At 56.1% G+C, this 20,214-nt stretch carries 18 protein-coding genes; 10 read left to right on the top strand and 8 right to left on the bottom strand.

Annotated features, from left to right (window positions below):
- The first annotated feature begins 57 nt into the window (after positions 1-57).
- The 4 genes from BLR09_RS08535 (at position 58) to BLR09_RS08520 (ending at position 7,040) form a co-directional block, all read left to right on the top strand.
- Positions 58-1,650 (top strand): tetratricopeptide repeat protein, encoded by a 1,593-nt coding sequence (locus tag BLR09_RS08535; RefSeq protein WP_093200449.1) that lies wholly within the window; start codon positions 58-60, stop codon positions 1,648-1,650.
- Between the two features lie 272 nt (positions 1,651-1,922).
- Positions 1,923-4,688, top strand: coding sequence for a TonB-dependent receptor (locus BLR09_RS08530; RefSeq protein WP_317039211.1), 2,766 nt, complete (start codon positions 1,923-1,925; stop codon positions 4,686-4,688).
- Positions 4,689-4,692: 4 nt separating this feature from the next.
- Positions 4,693-5,937, top strand: a complete 1,245-nt coding sequence (locus BLR09_RS08525; protein WP_093200445.1) for a right-handed parallel beta-helix repeat-containing protein — start codon at positions 4,693-4,695, stop codon at positions 5,935-5,937.
- 62 nt (positions 5,938-5,999) lie between these two features.
- On the top strand, positions 6,000-7,040 hold the full coding sequence (locus BLR09_RS08520; protein ID WP_093200442.1) for a phytase: 1,041 nt from the start codon (positions 6,000-6,002) through the stop codon (positions 7,038-7,040).
- Between the two features lie 106 nt (positions 7,041-7,146).
- On the opposite strand, the gene BLR09_RS08515 is transcribed toward BLR09_RS08520, so the two are convergent.
- Positions 7,147-8,013 carry an aldose 1-epimerase family protein gene (locus BLR09_RS08515; RefSeq protein WP_093201398.1) on the bottom strand — a complete coding sequence of 289 codons (867 nt, stop codon included), beginning with the start codon at positions 8,011-8,013 and terminating at the stop codon, positions 7,147-7,149.
- Positions 8,014-8,158: 145 nt separating this feature from the next.
- Between BLR09_RS08515 and BLR09_RS08510 the strand changes: the two genes are divergently transcribed.
- From BLR09_RS08510 to BLR09_RS08485, 6 genes are all read left to right on the top strand, one after another.
- Positions 8,159-8,935 carry an SDR family oxidoreductase gene (locus tag BLR09_RS08510; RefSeq protein WP_093200439.1) on the top strand — a complete coding sequence of 259 codons (777 nt, stop codon included), beginning with the start codon at positions 8,159-8,161 and terminating at the stop codon, positions 8,933-8,935.
- A 19-nt stretch (positions 8,936-8,954) separates the two neighbouring features.
- Positions 8,955-9,836: a sugar phosphate isomerase/epimerase family protein gene (locus BLR09_RS08505; protein ID WP_093200436.1), complete on the top strand. Its 882-nt coding sequence runs from the start codon at positions 8,955-8,957 to the stop codon at positions 9,834-9,836.
- Between the two features lie 71 nt (positions 9,837-9,907).
- Positions 9,908-10,774: an alpha/beta fold hydrolase gene (locus BLR09_RS08500; RefSeq protein ID WP_143011062.1), complete on the top strand. Its 867-nt coding sequence runs from the start codon at positions 9,908-9,910 to the stop codon at positions 10,772-10,774.
- An 80-nt stretch (positions 10,775-10,854) separates the two neighbouring features.
- Complete coding sequence (locus tag BLR09_RS08495; RefSeq protein ID WP_093200431.1) at positions 10,855-11,949, top strand: cytochrome-c peroxidase; 1,095 nt, start codon at positions 10,855-10,857, stop codon at positions 11,947-11,949.
- Positions 11,950-11,962: 13 nt separating this feature from the next.
- A complete protein-coding gene (locus tag BLR09_RS08490; RefSeq protein WP_093200428.1) occupies positions 11,963-12,727 on the top strand; it encodes an MbnP family protein in 765 nt (254 codons plus the stop codon).
- Complete coding sequence (locus BLR09_RS08485) at positions 12,724-13,677, top strand: cytochrome-c peroxidase (RefSeq protein ID WP_093200425.1); 954 nt, start codon at positions 12,724-12,726, stop codon at positions 13,675-13,677. Before BLR09_RS08490 ends, BLR09_RS08485 begins: the two co-directional genes overlap by 4 nt.
- On the opposite strand, the gene BLR09_RS08480 is transcribed toward BLR09_RS08485, so the two are convergent.
- The 7 genes from BLR09_RS08480 to BLR09_RS08450 form a co-directional block, all read right to left on the bottom strand.
- Positions 13,674-14,744: a winged helix DNA-binding domain-containing protein gene (locus tag BLR09_RS08480; RefSeq protein WP_093200422.1), complete on the bottom strand. Its 1,071-nt coding sequence runs from the start codon at positions 14,742-14,744 to the stop codon at positions 13,674-13,676. The two genes, BLR09_RS08485 and BLR09_RS08480, sit on opposite strands and share 4 nt — an antisense overlap.
- 5 nt (positions 14,745-14,749) lie before the next feature.
- Positions 14,750-15,277, bottom strand: coding sequence for a DinB family protein (locus BLR09_RS08475; protein WP_093200419.1), 528 nt, complete (start codon positions 15,275-15,277; stop codon positions 14,750-14,752).
- Positions 15,278-15,345: 68 nt separating this feature from the next.
- Positions 15,346-16,290, bottom strand: a complete 945-nt coding sequence (locus BLR09_RS08470; protein WP_093200416.1) for a helix-turn-helix transcriptional regulator — start codon at positions 16,288-16,290, stop codon at positions 15,346-15,348.
- A gap of 144 nt (positions 16,291-16,434) precedes the next feature.
- Positions 16,435-16,968 (bottom strand): YceI family protein, encoded by a 534-nt coding sequence (locus BLR09_RS08465; RefSeq protein WP_093200413.1) that lies wholly within the window; start codon positions 16,966-16,968, stop codon positions 16,435-16,437.
- 132 nt (positions 16,969-17,100) lie between these two features.
- A complete protein-coding gene (locus BLR09_RS08460) occupies positions 17,101-18,072 on the bottom strand; it encodes a nucleoside hydrolase (protein ID WP_093200410.1) in 972 nt (323 codons plus the stop codon).
- A 39-nt stretch (positions 18,073-18,111) separates the two neighbouring features.
- On the bottom strand, positions 18,112-18,924 hold the full coding sequence (locus tag BLR09_RS08455) for an AraC family transcriptional regulator (protein WP_218126632.1): 813 nt from the start codon (positions 18,922-18,924) through the stop codon (positions 18,112-18,114).
- Between the two features lie 123 nt (positions 18,925-19,047).
- A complete protein-coding gene (locus BLR09_RS08450) occupies positions 19,048-20,007 on the bottom strand; it encodes a hypothetical protein (protein ID WP_093200404.1) in 960 nt (319 codons plus the stop codon).
- Positions 20,008-20,214: the final 207 nt, after the last annotated feature.

The raw sequence follows: 20,214 nt of genomic DNA, 5'->3' as shown, positions 1-20,214 counted from the left end.
TGCCGGAGTGGGAAGTACTTGCCAGGGCAGTCGGCACCGCCGGTTGTATCTTGCGGGGTGAATCGTACTTCCGTAAAAAACCTGTTATTCCTGGCGGTGTGCTGGCTGTGTCTGCATCCTGTTGCCGCCACGCCGGGACCGGACTCGCTCTTTCTGGCAGCCAAGCAGCGCTACAAGCTGGCGGCCGACCGGAACGACGAACACCAGGCCGCCCGCGCCCTTCAGGAAATGGGTGGCATCTGCTTTCATTCGGGGCAGTATCCGCAGTCACTCGACTACTACACCCAGGCGGCCCGGCTTTTCCGCAGGCTTGGTGAAACGGCCCGGCTCGCCGAAAGCTACAACAACCTGGGCCAGCTCCACTATTACAACCGGCAGCCCGCCCTGGCCCGGCAGCACTACCGGCAGGCCCTGGCACTCTACCAATCCATCCGTGATGCCGACGGGCTGGCCGCTACCTACGGCAACCTTGGCCACTTTTTCGAAAAGCAGCAGCGATACGACAGCGCCTTTTACTTCCAGCACCTCGCCCTCAGGCAATACCAGCGCAGGGGAAACAACCTCGGCGTCTCGAAGATCTCCGAAAATCTCGGCAGCATTTTCGAAGACCTGGGAAAATACGATTCATCCCGGCACTATTTCGAGCAGGCACTCCGGTACAGCCTCCTCACGCCTGACTCCCTCGGCCGGATCGAAATCCTGAACAACCTCGGCGACGTACTCCGGAAAACCGGACGATACCGCGAAGGGCTGGTTTTCAGCCGGAAAGCTCTTGACCTCGCCGTCAGGACCAACGAACGGCATCAGCTCAGCGGAGCCTATAACGACCTCGCCAAAGGATATAACCTCCTCGGGCAAAACGACAGCGCCTTCCACTACCTCGCCCTCAGCCGGGAGTATCAGGCCGCGATTTATTCGGAAGAAAGCGGCCAGCAGATGGCATTGCTGCAATCGCTGTACGATCTGGAGAAGAAAAACGCGGAAATCGACCGGTTGACGCTGGCCCGCCGCAACAGCCAGCTTCTGATCATCGGCTCGGGTATTGTCGTCGTACTGCTCATTGGCCTTGGCGCGCTGGCCTATAGCCGCCAGCGACTTAAGATCCGCAACGAACGGAAGCTGCACGACCAAAACCAGGCTATTTACCAGACGAGGCACGAGCTCGTTCAGGCAGAACTGAAAAACCGGGAGCTGGAAGAAGCCAACCTCAAGCAGGCGCTGGAAATCAAAAACCGGGAGCTGTCAACCCATATTCTCCAGATCGTTCAGAAAAACAAGGCGCTGGAAGAGTTGAAAACCCGGCTGGAAGGGCTTATCAAAGACGACAAACGGGACCAACGGAAGCAGATCAAAAAGCTCGTCCAGCAGATCAACGAGAGTTTTACGAACGACCGGAACTGGGAGGATTTCAACGCCGTATTTGAGCATGTTCATCAGTCGTTTTTTGATAAACTCAAAGCGCATTCCGACCAGCTGACCTCGCACGATATCCGTCTGATTTCCCTGATGAAAATGAACCTTCCCTCGACCGAGGTGGCGACGTTGCTGGGCATCTCTCCCGATAGCCTCCGTGTGACGCGCTACCGTCTCCGCAAGAAACTCGGCCTGAAACAGGGCGAAAACCTCACCGCCTTCATTCAGGCGCTCTGAGGCCGGTTAACAATTTCGTAATACCCGGATAATGCAAAATTAATGCCATTGAAATTACACTTTCCTATACTGAAAATCAATCACTTAACAGGTCCGTGTTAACACTGTTGCTTCTGTGTTAACGCGGCGTTCGGGGCCGTTGCCTTTTTGCTGCCCCGCCCCTCTTGCCACTCGGTTTCGGGTCCTTCACCTTCGCATCGACAAACCGGCCGGCGGCCTTTTGCACCGCCCCGGATTACGGGAGCTTCCGTTGATTTCTGACGGTATTATCCATGCGAACGATGAACCGGATTTTCTACTTTTTCCTTCTGTGCGGAGTCCTTTTTTCCCTGGCGGGGCAGGCGGCCGTCATCCAGGGCAAGACCCTGGAACAGACAACGTCCGAGCCGCTTGTCGGGGCAACGGTACACCTCGAAAACACGACCTTCCACGCAGTCTCCGGTCTGGACGGAAGCTACTCCCTGCGGAATGTTCCAGCCGGAACCTATACCCTACGGGTACATTTTCTTTCGTACCGTCCCATCGTCCGGCAGGTAATTATATCGGGTGGTGAAACGGTCACGGTCGACGCCCTCCTGGAACCCGATACCCGGCAGACGTTGCAGGAAGTAACTGTCCGCGCCGGTCGCGACGGCGGTTCCGAACAGACTTCCCGCCACCTTGAACGCCATGCGGATCAGGTATTGAACAGTGTTTCGGGGAAAGCCATCCAACTGTCTCCGGATCTAACCGTCGCGAACGTGATTCAGCGCGTTTCGGGGATTTCGGTGGAACGGAACAGCAACGGAGACGGGCAATATGCGATCGTCCGGGGAATGGACAAGCGGTATAACTACACGCTCGTCAACGGGGTAAAAATCCCCAGCCCCGACAACAAGTACCGCTATGTACCCCTCGATATCTTTCCCTCCGAGCTTTTGGAACGGCTGGAGGTATACAAAACCCTGACGCCTTCGATGGAAGGCGACGCCATCGGCGGAGCCGTCAACCTCGTAATGAAAGAAGCGGCAGAGCGGCCAATGTTTTCGGCGCAGGTCTCCACGGGATACTCCGAATTGTTTATGGAACGGCCGTTCATGGGCTATTCCTGGAATTCGGTCGCGGCAAAATCGCCTTACGAACGCAACGGCAATCAGTACAATGCTACCTCAGGCGATTTTTCAAAAACAACGGCGACGTACAAACGGCAGTCGCCCCCGCCCAACCTGCTCGGCGGATTTTCCTGGGGCAACCGTTTCTGGGACAGGAAGCTGGGCGTGGTCGTAGCCGGCAGTTACCAGAATACCTACCGGGGCTCGAACAGTCTGTTTTTTGACTCGGAGACGGTGGATACCCTTCGCGGTGTAACGCTCACCAAACTCAACCAGCGGCAGTACTCCGAGCAGCAACGCCGAATGGGGTTGCATACCAACATCGACTTCCGGCTGAATCCGCGGCATAAGTTTCAGTGGTACAACGCCTGGATCAACCTGGTTAACAGCCAGATACGGGATGTGCAGACTACCCAGCTGACCATCGGCGGGTATGACCCTGCCCTCGGCAATGCCACGCTCGAGTACTCCACGCGCTCACGGGTCACCAGACAGCAGATCTTCAACAGTACCCTTCAGGGACGGCATCAGCTCTCGGATCCGTTTTCGGTTCACTGGGCGGCAGTGTACTCCATCGCGACCAACAAGGCGCCCGATCAGACACTCATACCTCTTGCCGGCGAACGGCGGCATTTCGTGGACACGCCTACGACCATTCAGGATGGCTACCGGCGCTGGGAGCACAATACCGACACTGACCTGGCCGGCTACCTCCACCTGACTTATCTGAGTACACTTGGCGGCATGCCGGTTGAATGGAAAGCCGGCGGTTTGTACCGCGACAAGCAGCGCAACAACTTCTACAACAACTACCAGCTGCGGCCGGCTAATCTGCAGGCCCGGTACGGCGTCGATTTTACTTCCTACGACCAGATTGACTGGACGGTACAAAACCCCCGTGGTTCTGTGGCGACGGCGCTGAACTTCGATGCGTCGGAAAAGACTTCGGCCGGGTACCTGCAGGGAAAACTGCTGCCGGAGCGCTGGGAAATCATCGGCGGCGTCCGGCTGGAACACAACGTCCAGGGCTATAAAATGAAATTTCCGATCGGGGAAGACCGCCCGGACGGAGGGCAAACGACTACCGACGTACTACCGAGCCTCAACCTGAAATACAAAGCCAGCACCCGGACAAACCTGCGGGCATCGTACTTCCGGTCTGTCAACCGTCCCGGCTTCTTCGAAATCGTACCCTACCGCATCGTCCAGGAAGAGTATCAGGAACGGGGGAATCCGGACCTCCGCCGGGCCATTGCCGACAACGTCGACGTCCGCTATGAATTCTTCCCGAGTCTGACGAACCAGTTTATGGCCGGCGCTTTCTACAAAAACATCCAGGACCCGATCGAGTATACCCTGCAACGGGACGCCGTCCGCGGTCAGGATACCTACTACTCTCCCGGAAACTTCGGCAATGCCCGTAACCTGGGTATTGAGCTGGATTTCATCCAATACTTCCGCCGCTTCGGTATCAAAGCCAACTACACCTTTACCGATTCCCGGATTACCACGGCCAAGTCCAAACGTATCCGGAATACCGCCGGAGACCTCGAAACAATTACCGTTTCGCAGACACGGCCGCTTTACGGGCAGTCGGCGCACATCGCCAACCTGACGATCCTCTACAAGCACAACGGCTGGGACGGGCAGGTAGCTGCGAGCTACACCGGCGACCGCATCAATACCGTCTCCCAATTTGTCGATAACGACCTCTGGCAGAAGGGCTTCGTGCAGATGGACGCGGCAGTGGAAAAAACCTTCGGAAACAGCCTGGTACTCTTCGCCAAAGCCAGCAACCTCCTCAATACGCCCATGGAGGTGTACATCAAAAACGCCAGCAGCAAAAACGAGGGCATTCCGTATCAGGACCTCTCCGGCAAAACGGTCATGCGCAAAGACTTTTACCAACGCACCTATCTCCTCGGCATTCGTTACAAACTCCAATAATCCCATGAAAAAATGGATCCTGGCTGCATTCGTAGCCGCTGCTTTCATCAGTTGTTCAAAAGACGACAACTCAACGCCCGCGCCGACGACAACCAACGTTACCGGCGCTGTAGACGGCGTCTGGACAAAAGGCAACACCTACAAAGTGACCGGTCACCTGCAGATCAATGAAGGCAAAACCCTGACCATCGAAGAAGGCGTTACGGTACTCCTCGCCGACTCGATCGTCAAGCCGGAAATCGTCATCAAAGGCAACCTGTACAGCCTCGGAACAACGGCCAATCCCGTCAAATTCACGGTTCCTGACGAATGGAAGACGGCCAAAAACCAATTCGGAGCACTTTGGGGCGGGCTGATCGCCGGACCGACCAGCGCCGAAGTCATCCTCCAAAACACCGTTCTGGAATACGGCGGCGCAGTAACGACGGAAGAATCTCCCTCTGTCAAAGCCGGTCTCTACAAGGCAGCAGCCGGCGAACACGTCCCGGTGCTGTACTACCCGAACGTCAACGGAAAGCTCGTCGTAACCGGCAGCACCATCCGTAACTTCAACGAAGACGGCTTCTACATCGAAGGTGGCAAGGCAATTTTTTCCAACAACACAATCTATACGACGGGCGTCTCCGGCGGTGACGCCATCAACATCAAATCAGGCGTTCAGGCGGATGTCGCGTTCAACCTGGTGTACAGCCCGAACACGAACGCGCTGAAGTTGTCGAACTCCGGCGATCGCAGTCCGCAGGCCTACGTCGTCGCCTACAACAACACGATTGTCAATGCCGGCTGGCGCCGTCCGACGACCAAGGGCGGATCGATCTGGCTCGAAAAAACCGTTCGTGCCGACCTGTATAACAACCTCCTGGCAAACGACCGCTACGGTATCAAGCGGGATAAAGGCGCGCCGGAAGATAACCGCTCGAAGGTGGCGAACAACCTGTATTTTGGCAACGATCAGACAACGGTAGACCAGTTTCAGCCGAATGCCGAGATCCTCGCCGGTACGAACGATGTCATCGGTACGAAAGCGGGCGACAATGATCCCAAATTCGTGAACTATCCTGTCGCTACCGCCACAACCAACGCGACGTTCAGTACTTCCTGGGACTTCCACCTGCAAACCGGCTCTCCGGCCCTGACGAAAGGGAAAACGGACTTTACCCGGCAGTTTGCAGATGGCCTCACCGTCAACGGAACGGTATACAAATCACCGGCGCCGGCTAACTACATTGGCGCTTTCGGAACCAAGTAAGGAAAAAGGCGGCGGCCTGCGGCCGCCGCCTTCCTTCACCCCAATCGTTAACTTCACTTACCTTGAAACATTCGTATCTCGCGGCCCTGCTGTTGCTGGGCGCGTGCCAGTCCCAGGCTCCTGTCTCCCAACAGGCTGTCAAGCCGCTGTTCGTGACCGAGCCGGTAGCCCATGACTCGGACGACCCTGCGGTCTGGATCAACCCGCAGGACGCTTCCCAAAGCCTCATTCTCGGAACCGATAAGGATGCCGACGGCGCACTGTATGCTTTTGATCTCTCTGGTAAAATCAAACAGACGGTCAAAGGCCTTCAACGCCCCAACAACGTCGACATCGAATACGGGCTGCCGCTGAACGGAAAACCGACGGACATCGCCGTCGTCACCGAACGCATTACCCACAAACTTCGGATCTATTCCCTGCCCGATCTGAAACCGGTCGACAATGGTGGAATAGACGTTTTTGTCGGAGAAACAGCGCCTGAATTCCGGGATTTGATGGGCATTTCGCTGTATAAAAATCCGAAAGGTGTTATTTATGCTATTGTCGGGCGGAAAACCGGTCCTACCACCGGCGGGTACCTCTGGCAGTACGAGCTGGCCGACAACGGCAGCGGGCAGGTCAAAGCGACCCTCGTCCGGAAGTTCGGAACCTATAGCGGCAAGAAGGAAATCGAGTCCATTGCGGTGGACGACAAACTGGGATATGTATACTATTCCGACGAAGGTGTCGGCGTGCGGAAATACTATGCTGATCCCGCAAAGGGCGACAGGGAACTGGCGCTCTTTGCGACGGATCAGTTTTCAGAAGATCACGAAGGTATTTCTCTTTATGAACTGACAGATAGCACGGGATACCTCCTGGTGTCGGATCAGGGTGCGAACCGCTTTCACGTATTCGACCGGCAGGCGCCGCATAACCGCCTGAAGATTGTGGACGTCAGCGCCGTACAGAGCGACGGTTCTGAAACGGTATCCATACCGCTCGGCAAGGATTTTCCGCATGGGCTTTTTGTGGCGATGAGTACCGACCGGACTTTCCACCTGTACCCCTGGGAAGCCATTGCCGGTAAGGAACTGAAACTCCGGCAGGCAGCCCGTTAATTTTGTTTCTGTGTCGTCTGTGAAGTCTGTGAGAAAATAATCAGCTCACAGACTTCACAGACGACACAGACTTTGGGGGCTCCATGCCCTCTGCCCATGCCCTCTGCTACCCCAGCGCCACCGACCACACCCGGCTGAATACCTCCCCGGCTTCGAGGCGATTCATGCCTTCCTTTTCTGTCAGCTGCTGGTTGTGATCGAACGAATCGGCGATTCCGCACCACGGCTCAATGCACACAAACGGCGCATTTTTCGCCGCCCAGATGCCGAGGTACGGAAACCCGGCATAATCAAACGTCAGCGCACGCGGCGTTTTATCGGATTTCAGGGTCACTGACGTCGATTTCAGGTGTTTGAAAACCAGCGCGTCTCCGTAAAACAGCTCTTTCGTCAGCGGAATACGGTTGGTTCCGAGTGCGACAGGCTCCGTAGCCGCGCCAATCAGGCCGTCACCCGCCAGCGGCCAGCGGTTGAAATCTTCTGTTTCGGAAAACTCCAGGTAATAATCTTCGTAGGAAGTTCCTTCGGCAACAGGTACCGCGAACGCCGGGTGGCCGCCTACGGAAAACCACATTACTTCTCCACCGGTATTGTGCACGGAGTACGCTACTTCCAGGCGATTGCCGGAAAGGGTGTAGCGGATGCGGAAGTCGAAATCAAAGGGATATACCTTCTTCGATTCTTCGTCGCTCGTCAGACCGAAAACGACCTCTGTACCCGTCTGGCTGACGACGGCAAACTCCCTATCGCGGGCAAAGCCGTGGCGGCCAAGCGAATAGCTTTTTCCTTCGTAGAAATAGGTATTGTCCCGCAGGGCACCGACGATCGGAAACAGTACCGGAGAGTGCTTTCCCCAGAATGCCGGATCGCCGCTCCACATCCGGTCAGCGCCAAAGGCCGTCAGGTGTGTAAGCTCTGCGCCCTTTGTTTGAAAAGAGGCTCTTATGTCTTGATTTTCAATGGAAAGTGTCATGGTTGACGGACGATTATTTCGGTAAAATTCCCTGCAATAGTAGTCAATACAGGCAGAAATGCCGTATTTCTGATACCTCTTTTCCCGGTTTTCGGGGGAAGAAAAACCGGCTCCGGCCGGTATCATCGCCTTTCCCTCTGATCCTATGCGGCTCGCCGACAAAGTCATCCTCGTCACCGGAAGTTGTACCGGTATCGGAAAAGCCATTGCACGCCGTTGCGTGCAGGAAGGCGCCCGGGTAGTCCTCCACGGTCTTGAAACAGAATGGGGTGAAGCCGTCCGCGAAGAACTCGGCGCGGACAAATCCGTCCTCGTCATCGCCGACCTTCAGGATGAAGCTACGCCCGCGCTGCTCGTCCGGACGGCGCTTGATACCTTCGGTCGGCTCGACGCCGTCGTCAACAATGCCGCCTGGGTTGCGTCTTCCAACATCCATACCACTACGCCGGCCTTTTTCCGGCAGATGCTGGAAGTGAATACCCTTTCCGCCTTTTTCCTGATTCAGGAGGCGCTGCCGCACCTGAAAGAGCGGCGCGGTGCGGTACTCAACATCGGCTCGGTGAATGCCTGGTGCGGAGAGCCGGACCTGCTGGCCTACTCGGTCTCGAAGGGCGCATTGATGACCCTCACCCGCAACCTCGGCGACGCGCTCTTCCGGGAAGAAGGCGTCCGCGTCAACCAGATCAACCCCGGCTGGGTACTCACCGAAAAGGAAATCCAGCGCAAACAGGAGCATGGTATGCCGGTCAACTGGTATGAGCTGCTGCCTCCGGAGTATGCGCCCTCCCGCCGGATTCTGGACCCTGCCGAAATCGCGGCTGCGGCTATCTACTGGCTTGCCGACGAAAGCGGCCCGGTCAGCGGGCAGGTTGTCGAACTCGAACAATACCCCGTTATCGGCCGGAATCCACCCAAAAAGTAATCTCCTTTCCCCTCGTATTATGCCTCGCTTAGCCGTATTTCCCAAAGCGTTTATGAAAGAACTCTGCAAAGACGGAACCATGCGTCTTTCGGAGTGGATTGACATGGCCTGCCGCCTCGACATCGACGGTCTTGAATGGTATGCCGGATTTCTGGAAATGGCCGACGAAGCCAACTGGCCCGTCTTCCGCAAACAGGTTGAAGACCTCGGGAAGGTCATCCCGATGATGTGCTGCTCGCCTGACTTCACCCACCCGGACCCGGCCTTCCGGGCACAGGAAATCGCGAAACAGAAGCGCTGGATCGACATGACCCATGCCCTCGGCGGCTCCTACTGCCGGGTACTGTCCGGGCAGCGCCGGCCGGAGCTGACGCCCGATGAAGGCGTAGCTCTCGCCGCCGAATGCATCGAAGCCTGCCTGCCCTATGCGCAGGAGCGGGGTATCACCCTCATCCTCGAAAATCACTACAAGGATGATTTCTGGGAATACCCGGAATTTGCGCAGAAAGCAGATGTATTCTGCCAGCTGGTCGACCGGATTCACCATCCCAACTTCGGCGTCAACTACGACCCCAGCAATACCTACCTCGCCGGTGAAGACCCCCTCGACCTGCTCTACCGCGTGTCGGATCGGGTGGTGACGATGCACGCGAGCGACCGCTACCTCCTCGAAGGTACCATCGAAGACCTGCGCCGGGAAGAAGGCGGCGCCGCCGGATACGCCAAACGCCTCAGCCACGGCGAAATCGGCAAGGGGTTGAACGATTACGACGCTATTTTCAGCGAGCTGAAACGTGTCGGTTTCGACAGCTGGATCAGCATCGAAGACGGCGTGGAAGGCATGGCGCAACTGGAGCGGAGCGTCAACTTCGTCCGCCGGAAAATCGCCGAACATTTCTGATTTTCTTTTCTTTCGGGGAAGGACGGACAAAGGTGAGTTCGCTTACCTTTGTCCTAATCCTGGCCCGTTCCGTGCTTCGCTACTTCCTTCCGTTCGTCGTCCTGCTGCTGTGTTCCGGATGCTTCGAGCACCGGCGTTTCTCCCGAAAAGAGATACGGAAAGACCTGACGAGCAGGGGTGTGCCGGTCAAAGTCGTTTACTACGATACCCTCGGCCGGACAATCCGCTACCTTAAAATCGGCGCGGATACCCTTCCCCGGAAAATGATCCTCATCCACGGGTCGCCCAGCTCGCTGGAAGGCCTGCGGTACTACCTGTCCGATCCGGATATTCAGCGGGGTACGCAGCTCATCGCGCCTGACCGGCCCGGCTACGGCGAATCGGACTATGGCTGGGGCGAAAAATTCATCTCCCGGCAGTCGGAGGTACTGTCGCTCATGCTCCGGCAAACGAGAGACGAACGGCCTACGCTTTTGCTGGGCACTTCCTATGGCGCGACCGTCGCCGTGCGCCTTGCGATGGACCACCCCGGTTACTTCGATCGTTTATTGCTTACCTGCGGCTCCTACCGGCCGGGTGCGGAGAAGATCTACGGGCTGTCGAAAATTGTGCCGGTACTTTCGTCGCTGATCCCCGGTTTTATTCACGTTGCGGACGACGAAAAGCAAAACCACCGCCCCCATCTCGAAGCGATGGTACCCCTCTGGGACCGCATCCGGATACCCGTCACGATGGTACACGGGCTGGAAGACCGCCTGCTCTATCCCGATAACCCGCTGTGGGCGGCGCGGCAACTGACCAACGCGCCGGAAGTCAATGTACTCTACCTCGCCGGGCAAAGGCATGGCATTATGTGGACGGCCCGGCCTTTCATCAAACCACTCATTCTCAGAGAGCTGGAGGCATTGCCGCACCGGCACAGGGTTGCGCTTCCGTAAGCGGCCGGAAGGATTTCCAGCCTTGTTCTGCACGAAGGGGCCTCCGGATTTCGTTACTTTCGTCGTCAAACGGTTGCCACATGAAGAACCTCGCCACAGCACTTTTCTTTCTGGGATTGCTTTCCTGTTCCCCGGGAAAAGATTCGCCTGAGACGAAACCCTTCTTTTATGTCCCGGCCAATTTTCCGCAACCTGAATATCCGGTAGCCTCGAATCCGGTGACGCAAGCCGGTTTTGATCTGGGCAAGCGGCTTTTTTACGACGGAATCCTCTCGCGTGACAGTACCATCGCCTGCGGAGAATGCCACCGCCAGTACTTTGCCTTTACGCACCACCTGCACGACCTCAGCCACGGCATTGAAAACCGCATCGGACTGCGGAATTCCCTTTCCCTGCAAAACCTGGCCTGGGAAAAGCACTACATGTGGGACGGCGCGGTGACCGATCTCTACCAGCAGCCTATTGTCCCGATACAACATCCGGATGAAATGGATGACAAGCTCGACAACGTCGTTCAGAAACTCCGGAAGACAAAAGGCTACCCGCCGTTGTTCAAAGCGGCATTCGGTTCAGAAGAAATCACGTCCGATAAAATGCTGAAAGCCATTACGCAGTTCGTGCTTTCGCTGGTATCGGCCAATTCGAAATACGACAAGTATGTCCGGAAAGAAGGAAATGTCACGCTGACAACCGACGAACTTGATGGCATGAAACTCTTCGAATCAAAGGGATGCAAAACCTGCCACGCCGGAGAGCTTTTTACCGACGGCAGCTTCCGGAACAACGGCCTCTCCAAATTCGAGCGGACCAAAGTCGTGTATGTAGACGGAAAGCCTACGCTTCAGGTGGTGGTCGACTATGGCCGGTATTTCGTCACCCAGCTGGAAACGGACCGGTATAAATTCAAGGTGCCAACCCTGCGGAATATCGCCGAAAGCCTGCCTTATATGCACGACGGGCGTTTTACCAAGCTTCAGGAAGTACTTGATTACTACGACGCCGGCGTTCAGGATACGCCCAATCTTGACCCACTCCTCAAGCAGGGCGGCCGGTTGGGAATACCCATGACAGCTGACGAAAAACGAAAAATCATCGCCTTTCTCAATACCCTGACCGATACGGAATTCCTGCAGGATAAGCGTTTTGCTGAACCCGACGGCTTCCCGGTCCGCTAATACCTGCCATGCCATGAGATACTTAGCCTTTTGCCTGCTCGCCGTTGTTTCGCTGGTTTCGTGTTCGAAAGACGATCCCACGGCCGGAAAACTGACCCTCGCCTTCACCAACAAGGTAGGCAGCCAGCCGCTGGTACTCGAAACCGGACAGTATACCAACGCCGCCGGAGAAGCCTTCACCGTGAGTACGCTCAATTACTTCATCAGCAACATCCGCCTCAAAAAAGACGATGGCTCAACGGTATCCTTCCCCGGACAGTACTTTCTGATCCGCCAGGCTGATTCGCTTTCCCGCAAGGCAATTGTGGAGCAGGTACCCTTCGGATCGTATTCGTCGGTGACCTTTACCATCGGTGTCGACAGCGCCCGGAGCGTCTCCCCCGTTTCCGAACGGAAGGGCGTACTCGACGAGGCTTCGTACGGAGACGACAGCATGTACTGGGCCTGGAATACCGGGTATGTTTTTCTGAAACTGGAGGGAACCTCTCCCGTTGTCGATCTCAATTCGGCCGGGCAGCGGAAATACATGTACCATATCGGCGGTTTCGGCGGAATGACAGGCACGACGGCCAATAACCTCCGTCAGGTGACGCTGCCGCTCGCGAAAGCAGCGACCGTCACGGCGTCGGCTACGCCGTCTGTCGGTATTACCGCCGATCTCCAAAAGCTCTTCAACGGAAAAACGCTGCTGAAACTCAAAGACCTCAGCACGATCCACAGCCCGGCGGCGGGTACTGTTGTGGCCGATAATTTTCCGTCGATGTTCTCGGTTCAATGAGGCGGATCGCGATCCTGCTTGGGTTGATGGTCGCGGCCTGCGGGCCCCGGAAGGAACGGTTTGTAACGCCGCAGGGGTTTCCGCAGCCTGTATACGCGTTTGACCGCAATCCCCTTACCCGCGAAGGTATTACCCTGGGCAGACGTCTCTTTTACGATAAGACGCTTTCGAAAGACGGAACCATCTCCTGCGCTTCCTGCCATGTCCAGTCGGCAGGTTTCGCGCAACCCGGCCAGCCGGTGAGCGTCGGTATCTTCCACCGAAAGGGAAACCGCAATGTACCGGCGCTGCAAAACCTGGCATGGAGTACTTCTTTTTTCCTGGATGGCGGCGTCTATGACCTTGACCTGGTGCCGATTGCGCCGATCCGGGAAAGCGCCGAGATGGATGAAAATCTCAAGAATATCCTTGCCAAACTACGCCGGCAGGAAGACTATCCTCTCCTTTTTCAGCAAGCATACGGAACGGAAGAAATCACCGGCGAACGCTTCCTCAAGGCACTCTCGCAATTCATGCTGACGCTCGTATCCGCTGACTCCCGGTACGACCGAAAAGAGTTGTCTTTCGAAGAAAAAGCCGGGGAAAAACTCTTCGGGCAGCACTGCTCCGCCTGTCATTCCGGTCCGTTGTTTACCGACGGCAGCTTCCGGAATATCGGGTTGCCCGCGGGGGAAGATCCCGGCCGGTACCGCATCAGCGAAGTAGAAAAAGACCGGAACGCATTCCGGGTACCCAGCCTGCGGAATGTCGCCGTCACTGCCCCTTATATGCACGACGGGCGGTTCGGGACGCTGGAAGAGGTAGTGGGGTTTTATGCAGGGGGCAGAGGGCAGGGGGCGGAGGGGAAAATACGTATGTCGGAGAGGGAGCAGCGGCAGGTAGTTGCCTTCCTCCGGGCGCTGACGGATCATGCTTTCCTGCGAAATCCCCGGTTTGCTCCGCCGCGCTAGCGCACAAACTCAACGGCCTTCATGCCGGCATACCGGGCAAACTGACCGGCTACTTTTTCGATGCGCTTCTCCTTCGCCGCTGAAAAGGTTTTGAAGGGTTTGATTTCGATAATGGCCGTATCCTTCCGGAAAGACCGTCTCCAGATACCTTCAATTTTTCCATCGAAGACGACAGTCGACAGAAAAAGTCCGTTACTCGTTCCGTTTACTTCCTTTTCCAGGATTTTCGGCAGGGCGTCGGTCCGATCGGTATAGCCGAGCAGGTATTCGTCGAAACCCGGCAACAGAAACAGGGTATTCGTTGCCGGTTCAGGTGTTTGGGGCGCAAACCAGACCGGCTGGCCATTGTGGATATCTTCCTGCAATTCTCCCCTGGCAAGCTCGACAGCCAGTCGGGCCTCTGTCAGCGTCAGCCCGGTCCACCAGGTAAAATCAGCGACCGTAGCAGGGCCGTGGCTGCGGAAATACCGGAGCGCGCAGGCATGCAGGGCTTCCTCGCGGGTACGTTCGGGCGCCGGTGCAACCCATTCGTCGAGCAGCGTAAAGGTAAATTCCTTCTTCCGGCGGATACCCTGGCAGATCAGCCCTTCTATCGCAGCGGTTACGAGTATAAAATTGACGCGTTCGTTGTTGACGGTAATTCCGCCGTCAGCGAGCGCCGCCCGTACCTCATCCCGCGTTGCCTGAACGCCGTCCCGCAGTAATTTTTCCAGAATGTGGTAGCAGCGAACGAGCTCGTCGTCCGAAAAGGCGTGGCGTTTCAGGTTAAACCGCAACTGTATTTTCATCCGGGGGTAGATGAGCGCCAGCATCCAGCGGATATCTTCCGGCGCCATCAGGTGCAGGGTACCGCGGAGCGACCAGGTGCGGACGATACTCCGGTCGGCCAGGGCCTGCTCAACGCCCTCGTCCGTCATCCCCGGCAGGCGCAGACCTACCGACCATTTCGCGCCGGAATAATCCTGCGCCTGAACCGCGCCCAGCCAGCGAACCACCTCGGCAGGCGTCGTCAATCCGGTTCGGGAAATATGCAGGCTGTCGAGCCGCCGGGCGAGGATATCGGTCATAGGTTTCAGGCGACTTCCGCCGGTTTTGCCATCAAAAGGTAGTACATGTAATCGGTCATCGGGGCGTCGGTCAGGCCAAGGTTGCGCCCGATCGTGACCACCTGCCCGCGGTGGTAGGTCGCATGCGTAACGGCATGCTGGATGATTTCGGTACGGGGGCGGAAGAACTCGTCAAACTCGGGCCAGCGTACCGGCACCCAGAACGAGCAGAGCTCGGTCAGCTGATCCGTGGTCAGGGCTTCGACAAATTGCTCCAGCTCTTCGCAATTGGCTTTCAGTGCCGCAAACAGATCGGTCATGGTACCGTCGTATACCTTTCCGTACGTGTTTTCCGGCATTTCGTGGCGAAGCGTCTTCAGCCAGCCTTCCTGTACGCCAAGGATGTGGTACACGGTCTGCCTGATGCCTGAAAAACTGGAAACAAAATCCTGTTCGAGAACCGCTTCGGGCTTGTTGCGGAGCCATTCGATGAGGCGGCCGTTTGCCCAGGTATTGTACCGTACGTAGTCTTTGGCGAGTTCGAAAGTTTCCATGATCCTGCTTTGTTTGTGTCTGATACAAAGGAAGATCCGCCGTATGACAGCCCTATGTCAGCAGGGTTTCAGAAATTCTCCCGCATGTTGAAATATTTTTCTACAAGCCCTATCATTTTTTCTTTCAGCTCCGTTGGCTCGATGATTTTGGCATAATCGGCGAAGGTGATGTACCACCGGGCGAAACCGTCAATGGAGTTGGCTAGGAAGGTCATTTCATAGTCGTCCTCTCCTTCCGTCTCCATCAGAAAACCATACGAATACCGCTGTTTCTCCAGGTAGCGGGAGACGGATTTATGCACCCGGATGACGACGCGCTGCGCATCATAGTTATGCATTTTCCCCAGGTACTCTTTCAGGGAAGGGTGTGACGACGTGAAACGCTCCTCCCGTACCTGAAGGTGAACGATCCGGTCTACCCGAAAATCCCGGTAGTCTTTCCGTAACCGGCACCAGCCGATCAAATGCCAGCTTCCGGAGCCATAAAATACCCCCATAGGTTCTACCTCCCGCTGTGTGGTATCGGCTGATTGGTACGTCTGGTACCGGATTTCGACGACGCGTCTTTCGGGAATATGCTTGACCAGGCTTTGCAGCACATCTGTTTCCGCTGCAAACGGCGCGGCGTACTGATGGACTTCAATAAACTGCTCCATGTTTTCCAGCATTTCCTTTTCGGACGACCGGAGTACCGCCCGAACCTTGTACATGGCTGATTTATAGGCTGCTTCCGTAGAGGCGTCGGCGAATTTTTCCAGGAATTTTTCGGCCAGCAGAAACGTAGCTGCTTCTTCCCGGGTAAACATGACCGGCGGGAGCCGGTAACCGTCCATGATGGAGTAGCCGACGCCGGCCTCTCCGATGATGGGTACGCCCGCTTCTTCCAGCGTACGAACGTCCCGGTATACGGTCCGCAGGCTGATTCCGAACCGGTCGGCAATGTCCTGTGCTTTTACAATTTTTCTGGACTGAAGCTGGATGAGAATAGCGGTTACCCGATCAATGCGATTCATAGCAGGCTGAAAACAAAAAAAGGAGGCATTTGGGAATGCCTCCGAAAGATCGGGGATTTTATGTTTAGAGTTTAGGGTTTTGAGTTTAGAGTTGGGCTTCGACCATCAACTCTAAACTCAAAACCCTAAACTCTAAAACTGCTTTTACGCCTGCTTCACCAACTGCACATTCGCAATCAGTTTCACTTCGTCGCTGACGACGGCGCCACCGGCTTCCGTGACGGCGCTCCAGTTGAGGCCGAATTCCTTCCGGCTGATTTTGCCGCGGATTTCAAAACCGGCTTTCGTTTGTCCATAGGGATCGACTACCGTTCCGCCGTATTCAACAGCCAGAGCTACCGGCTTGGTGACGCCGCGGATGGTCAGGTCGCCGTTGAGGGTAAACGAGTCGCCGTCTTTCTTCGAAATACCTGTGGAAACAAACTTGATTACCGGGTGCTCACCGGCGGCGAAGAAGTCTTCGCTCTTGAGGTGGCCGTCGCGGGCATCGTTATTGGTTGAGATCGAATCCACAGACGCTTCGAACGTCGCGTGGAGATCAGTGAAATCATCGTTGGATACGGCTTCCCCGCTGAATTCGTTGAAACGGCCGGTTACCGTGGTGATCACAAGGTGTTTTACCTTGAATTCTACTTCTGAGTGCGTGGGGTCGATGACCCATTTTGCTGACGTTGACATATCCTGGTTGATTGTGTTTGATGGGACAAATGTATGTATATACATACAATTTAACCTTGTCAAAATCGCGGAATTACTTGTCGAAATCACCGGAACGGATCAAAAACCCTCAATTTCCTCAGAATGAAGGGATTATTTCCGTGGCAAATGCATCATCAGGCTTTCGATTTCGGCGCGTACCGTTTCCGGAGACGACTTCTCGACGAGGTAGGCATGCGGTCCGTCTGCCTGATCCGTCCAGCCATTGGTACCCCCTTCTTCCATAAAAGCCCGTCCCCGGCGAATGGTATAGTGCTTGCCGTATCCGCGTACGCCGACGAGCACGGCGGTCTGGTCCCAGCTCGGGCGGCCATCCTTATCCTGCTCGCTGCTTTTCATGGCTATGCGGAAGGTATCTTCGACCGGACTGCCGGACCGGTGCCGGGCCGTCAACTCCACGCCGGTTTTCACCCGGATGCCGATTTCAAAGCCGCTGAACAGCGCAGGCCGGGGAAAATGCCCGAGGACATATTTCGACGCAGGTAGGTCTTCCACCAGGTTAAACTCTTTCTGGTGAAGCTTCCCGAACGCACCGCCCATGCAGACCCATTCCGCGACTTTCTTCTTCACCAAATCCATGCCATTGAGAGAAGAATAGGTATCCGGCCCGGATTCGAGGAGGGCCTTCAGGTTGGAGAGAAATCCTACCGTGATGATCGTGACGCTATTGTCTTTTTGTTTCGACAAAATCCGGCGATAGAGGGCTACGGCCTCATCCGGCGGTGTCTGGGCACCTTGTGAATACCGGGCTACCAGGGTATCCGTCCATCCCCGCTGCCAGCAAGGCTTCAGCGGTGCGGAAGCGACGGTCCGGCCTACCGGAATAGCCGGCCGGCGGAAATAGGTGTTCACCACCCGAAAGCAGGGTACGACGAGCTCATACCGGTTGGAGGCGATCGTCGCCAGGATTTCGGCTTCGTGGTTGTCAGCAAGGGCGTGAAGTACAGCCAGCGCCCCCACATCATCATAGTCGGGCCCCATGTCACTGTCGAAGATCACTTTCTTCTGGGAAAACGCAGGCGCAAGCGGCCCGAGCAGGGCCAGCAGGAGGAGAATTTTTTTCATCGGTTCAGAGGTAAAAAGCGCCGGAAAAACCCGGCGGGGTTACGCGTATTGATGTCGGATCGTCTTCCGGTATTCACTGAAAGTCTGTCCGGTATTCGCTTTGAAATACTTCGAAAAATGGGCTTCGTCTTCAAACCCGAGGTCAAACGCAATTTCCTTCGCCGAGGTATTCCCGAAGTAGGCGCGACGCTTGGCTTCGAGGATCACACGCTGTTTGATGTGTTCGGAAGCAGGCTGCCCGGTGACTTTCTTGACGGAATCGTTGAGGTGGCTGGGCGTGACATGGAGAAACTCGGCATACTCGGCCACTTTCGTCTTTCGGGAAAACTCCCGCTCCACCAGATCCTGAAACTGCCGTACCATGCATACCGCGCGGGACGTTTCGTGGACAGACGGTACCTGCCCGCCGAACGACCGCGCCGCCTGGCCCAAAAAAAGCTGCAGCCAGCCGCGGAGCATTTCTTCCCGGTAGGGCCGCCGCGTGAGGTATTCCGCCTGGATCGATTGCAGGTACGGTTCGAGCAGATCCAATTGTTCCGGCGCGATAAAGAAAGGCTTGAAATCCAGCAGGTTCTGAAACAATCCGCTGTTGATGAGAAATTCCCGGTTGGAATCCGACAGGCAGAAAAAATCCGGCGCGAAGCTTAATACCCAGCCCTCATGCGGGCCGTCCATATGCAACTGATGCGCCTGCCCGGGACTCAGAAACCACCAGCTGCCGGGTTTGACATCGTACTGTTGAAAATCCACATCGTGCGTGCCGCTGCCACTCGTCACCCCAATCACCACATAGTAGTTATGCCGGTGAGGCTTTTCTCCCTGCGCGTGTCGTTCCGACGCAATCCAGGACATAGGGTGAATCTCGAAGTGAGAGGAGGAGTCTAGTTCCAGTACTTCCATAGCTGACGGTTTCTCTCCACGAAGTAACGGTATTCCGGGATATCCGCCGCGGTACCGGTCGCAAATTCCGCCTTCCTACAAAATAGCGCCGAATCCCCGGGAATCCAGCAGTGATTTCGACAGATTGAAATAGCAGGAAACGGCCATGAACGGGCTGGTATTGACGGTATACTTTTCGAGGACATCTCCGGCCCGCATGGTTTTGAGGGTACGCATGCCGGTGACACCCGCTTCAACGGAAAGCTGCACGGGCTTCACGGGACTGTAATTCAGCGTCGCGCTGGCCTTCCCCTGCCGGTAAGCAAGCCGGATGGCATTCGGATTGAACGACGGAGAAAGGTACCCGGCGTTGAATCCGCCGGCGGCAATACCTGCTTCGCCCCATACTTTCTTCGTCAGTTTCTGGGAAACGGAGGCCTGTAGCGGAAGGATGATCGTCACGCGGGTACCCTTGGTTACCCGGGCATTGATACCGGCGATGGGAATCGGCGTAATCCGGCCCGGTTCAAAAACCACGGCGCCTCCGTAAAACCATTGCGTCTTAAGGCCGGCGATACGCACGCGCACTGCGCCACCCATGCCATACGGCCGGGCCTTGCTGACGGAGAATAGCTCCTCCGGCTCGCTGATGCCGATACCGGCTGCGTAAAGCCAGATTTTATCCCGCAGGCTGGCATGAATACCCGTAATCGCGGCCGAGACGGTATAGATGCCCTGATCTTCTTTGTTGAACGAAAAATTAGGCGCCCGGTACCCGGCGTTGATGGCGAGAAACATCTGGTTGACCTCGACGTCGATTTTCCGGAGGTTGAAATTATGGAACTTCACTCCCGCCCCGCCGCGGATCGGAATCAGGCCCTGGATATTGAACCGGGAATAGCCGACTCTGGCGGTGTCGTTCATACGGGCCGACGGCGTCACTTCCGCCCGTATGTTGATGCCCGACGCAAAAATCCGGCTGGGAGTCAGGGAAAGCTGGGCATAGGTCGGGATCGAAAAAAGAAAGAGTATCAGCAGAAGGAAGGTCAGGCGCATGTAGTCCGATTTGTGCAAGAACGATGGCGCGTGATTTTCCGTACGTCAGAGGCCCTTTTCTGTGTATTCTGTGTTTTCTGTGAGAAAAATATTTATCGCCGGAAGAATAGAGCCTAGAGTCGCCAGCGGCTTTAGTTTCTCACAGACTTCACAGAAAACACAGACAAAAAGACCGAAACGGCAGGTCCCCTTCTGTGACGTCTGTGT

Source organism: Siphonobacter aquaeclarae, from assembly GCF_900103285.1.
Taxonomy (GTDB): domain Bacteria; phylum Bacteroidota; class Bacteroidia; order Cytophagales; family Spirosomataceae; genus Siphonobacter; species Siphonobacter aquaeclarae.
The sequence above is the reverse complement of the archived record's forward strand: the minus strand, read 5'-3'. Positions and strand labels throughout refer to the sequence as shown.

Bases quoted from the DNA above. Each gene is read 5' to 3' on its own strand.
- BLR09_RS08485 (WP_093200425.1), top strand. From the start codon at position 12,724: ATGAGGCGGATCGCGATCCTGCTTGGGTTGATGGTCGCGGCCTGCGGG.
- BLR09_RS08460 (WP_093200410.1), bottom strand. From the start codon at position 18,072: ATGAAAAAAATTCTCCTCCTGCTGGCCCTGCTCGGGCCGCTTGCGCCT.
- BLR09_RS08480 (WP_093200422.1), bottom strand. From the start codon at position 14,744: ATGACCGATATCCTCGCCCGGCGGCTCGACAGCCTGCATATTTCCCGA.
- BLR09_RS08515 (WP_093201398.1), bottom strand. From the start codon at position 8,013: ATGACACTTTCCATTGAAAATCAAGACATAAGAGCCTCTTTTCAAACA.
- BLR09_RS08470 (WP_093200416.1), bottom strand. From the start codon at position 16,290: ATGAATCGCATTGATCGGGTAACCGCTATTCTCATCCAGCTTCAGTCC.
- BLR09_RS08510 (WP_093200439.1), top strand. From the start codon at position 8,159: ATGCGGCTCGCCGACAAAGTCATCCTCGTCACCGGAAGTTGTACCGGT.
- BLR09_RS08505 (WP_093200436.1), top strand. From the start codon at position 8,955: ATGCCTCGCTTAGCCGTATTTCCCAAAGCGTTTATGAAAGAACTCTGC.
- BLR09_RS08450 (WP_093200404.1), bottom strand. From the start codon at position 20,007: ATGCGCCTGACCTTCCTTCTGCTGATACTCTTTCTTTTTTCGATCCCG.
- BLR09_RS08475 (WP_093200419.1), bottom strand. From the start codon at position 15,277: ATGGAAACTTTCGAACTCGCCAAAGACTACGTACGGTACAATACCTGG.
- BLR09_RS08490 (WP_093200428.1), top strand. From the start codon at position 11,963: ATGAGATACTTAGCCTTTTGCCTGCTCGCCGTTGTTTCGCTGGTTTCG.
- BLR09_RS08465 (WP_093200413.1), bottom strand. From the start codon at position 16,968: ATGTCAACGTCAGCAAAATGGGTCATCGACCCCACGCACTCAGAAGTA.
- BLR09_RS08530 (WP_317039211.1), top strand. From the start codon at position 1,923: ATGCGAACGATGAACCGGATTTTCTACTTTTTCCTTCTGTGCGGAGTC.
- BLR09_RS08525 (WP_093200445.1), top strand. From the start codon at position 4,693: ATGAAAAAATGGATCCTGGCTGCATTCGTAGCCGCTGCTTTCATCAGT.
- BLR09_RS08455 (WP_218126632.1), bottom strand. From the start codon at position 18,924: ATGTCCTGGATTGCGTCGGAACGACACGCGCAGGGAGAAAAGCCTCAC.
- BLR09_RS08495 (WP_093200431.1), top strand. From the start codon at position 10,855: ATGAAGAACCTCGCCACAGCACTTTTCTTTCTGGGATTGCTTTCCTGT.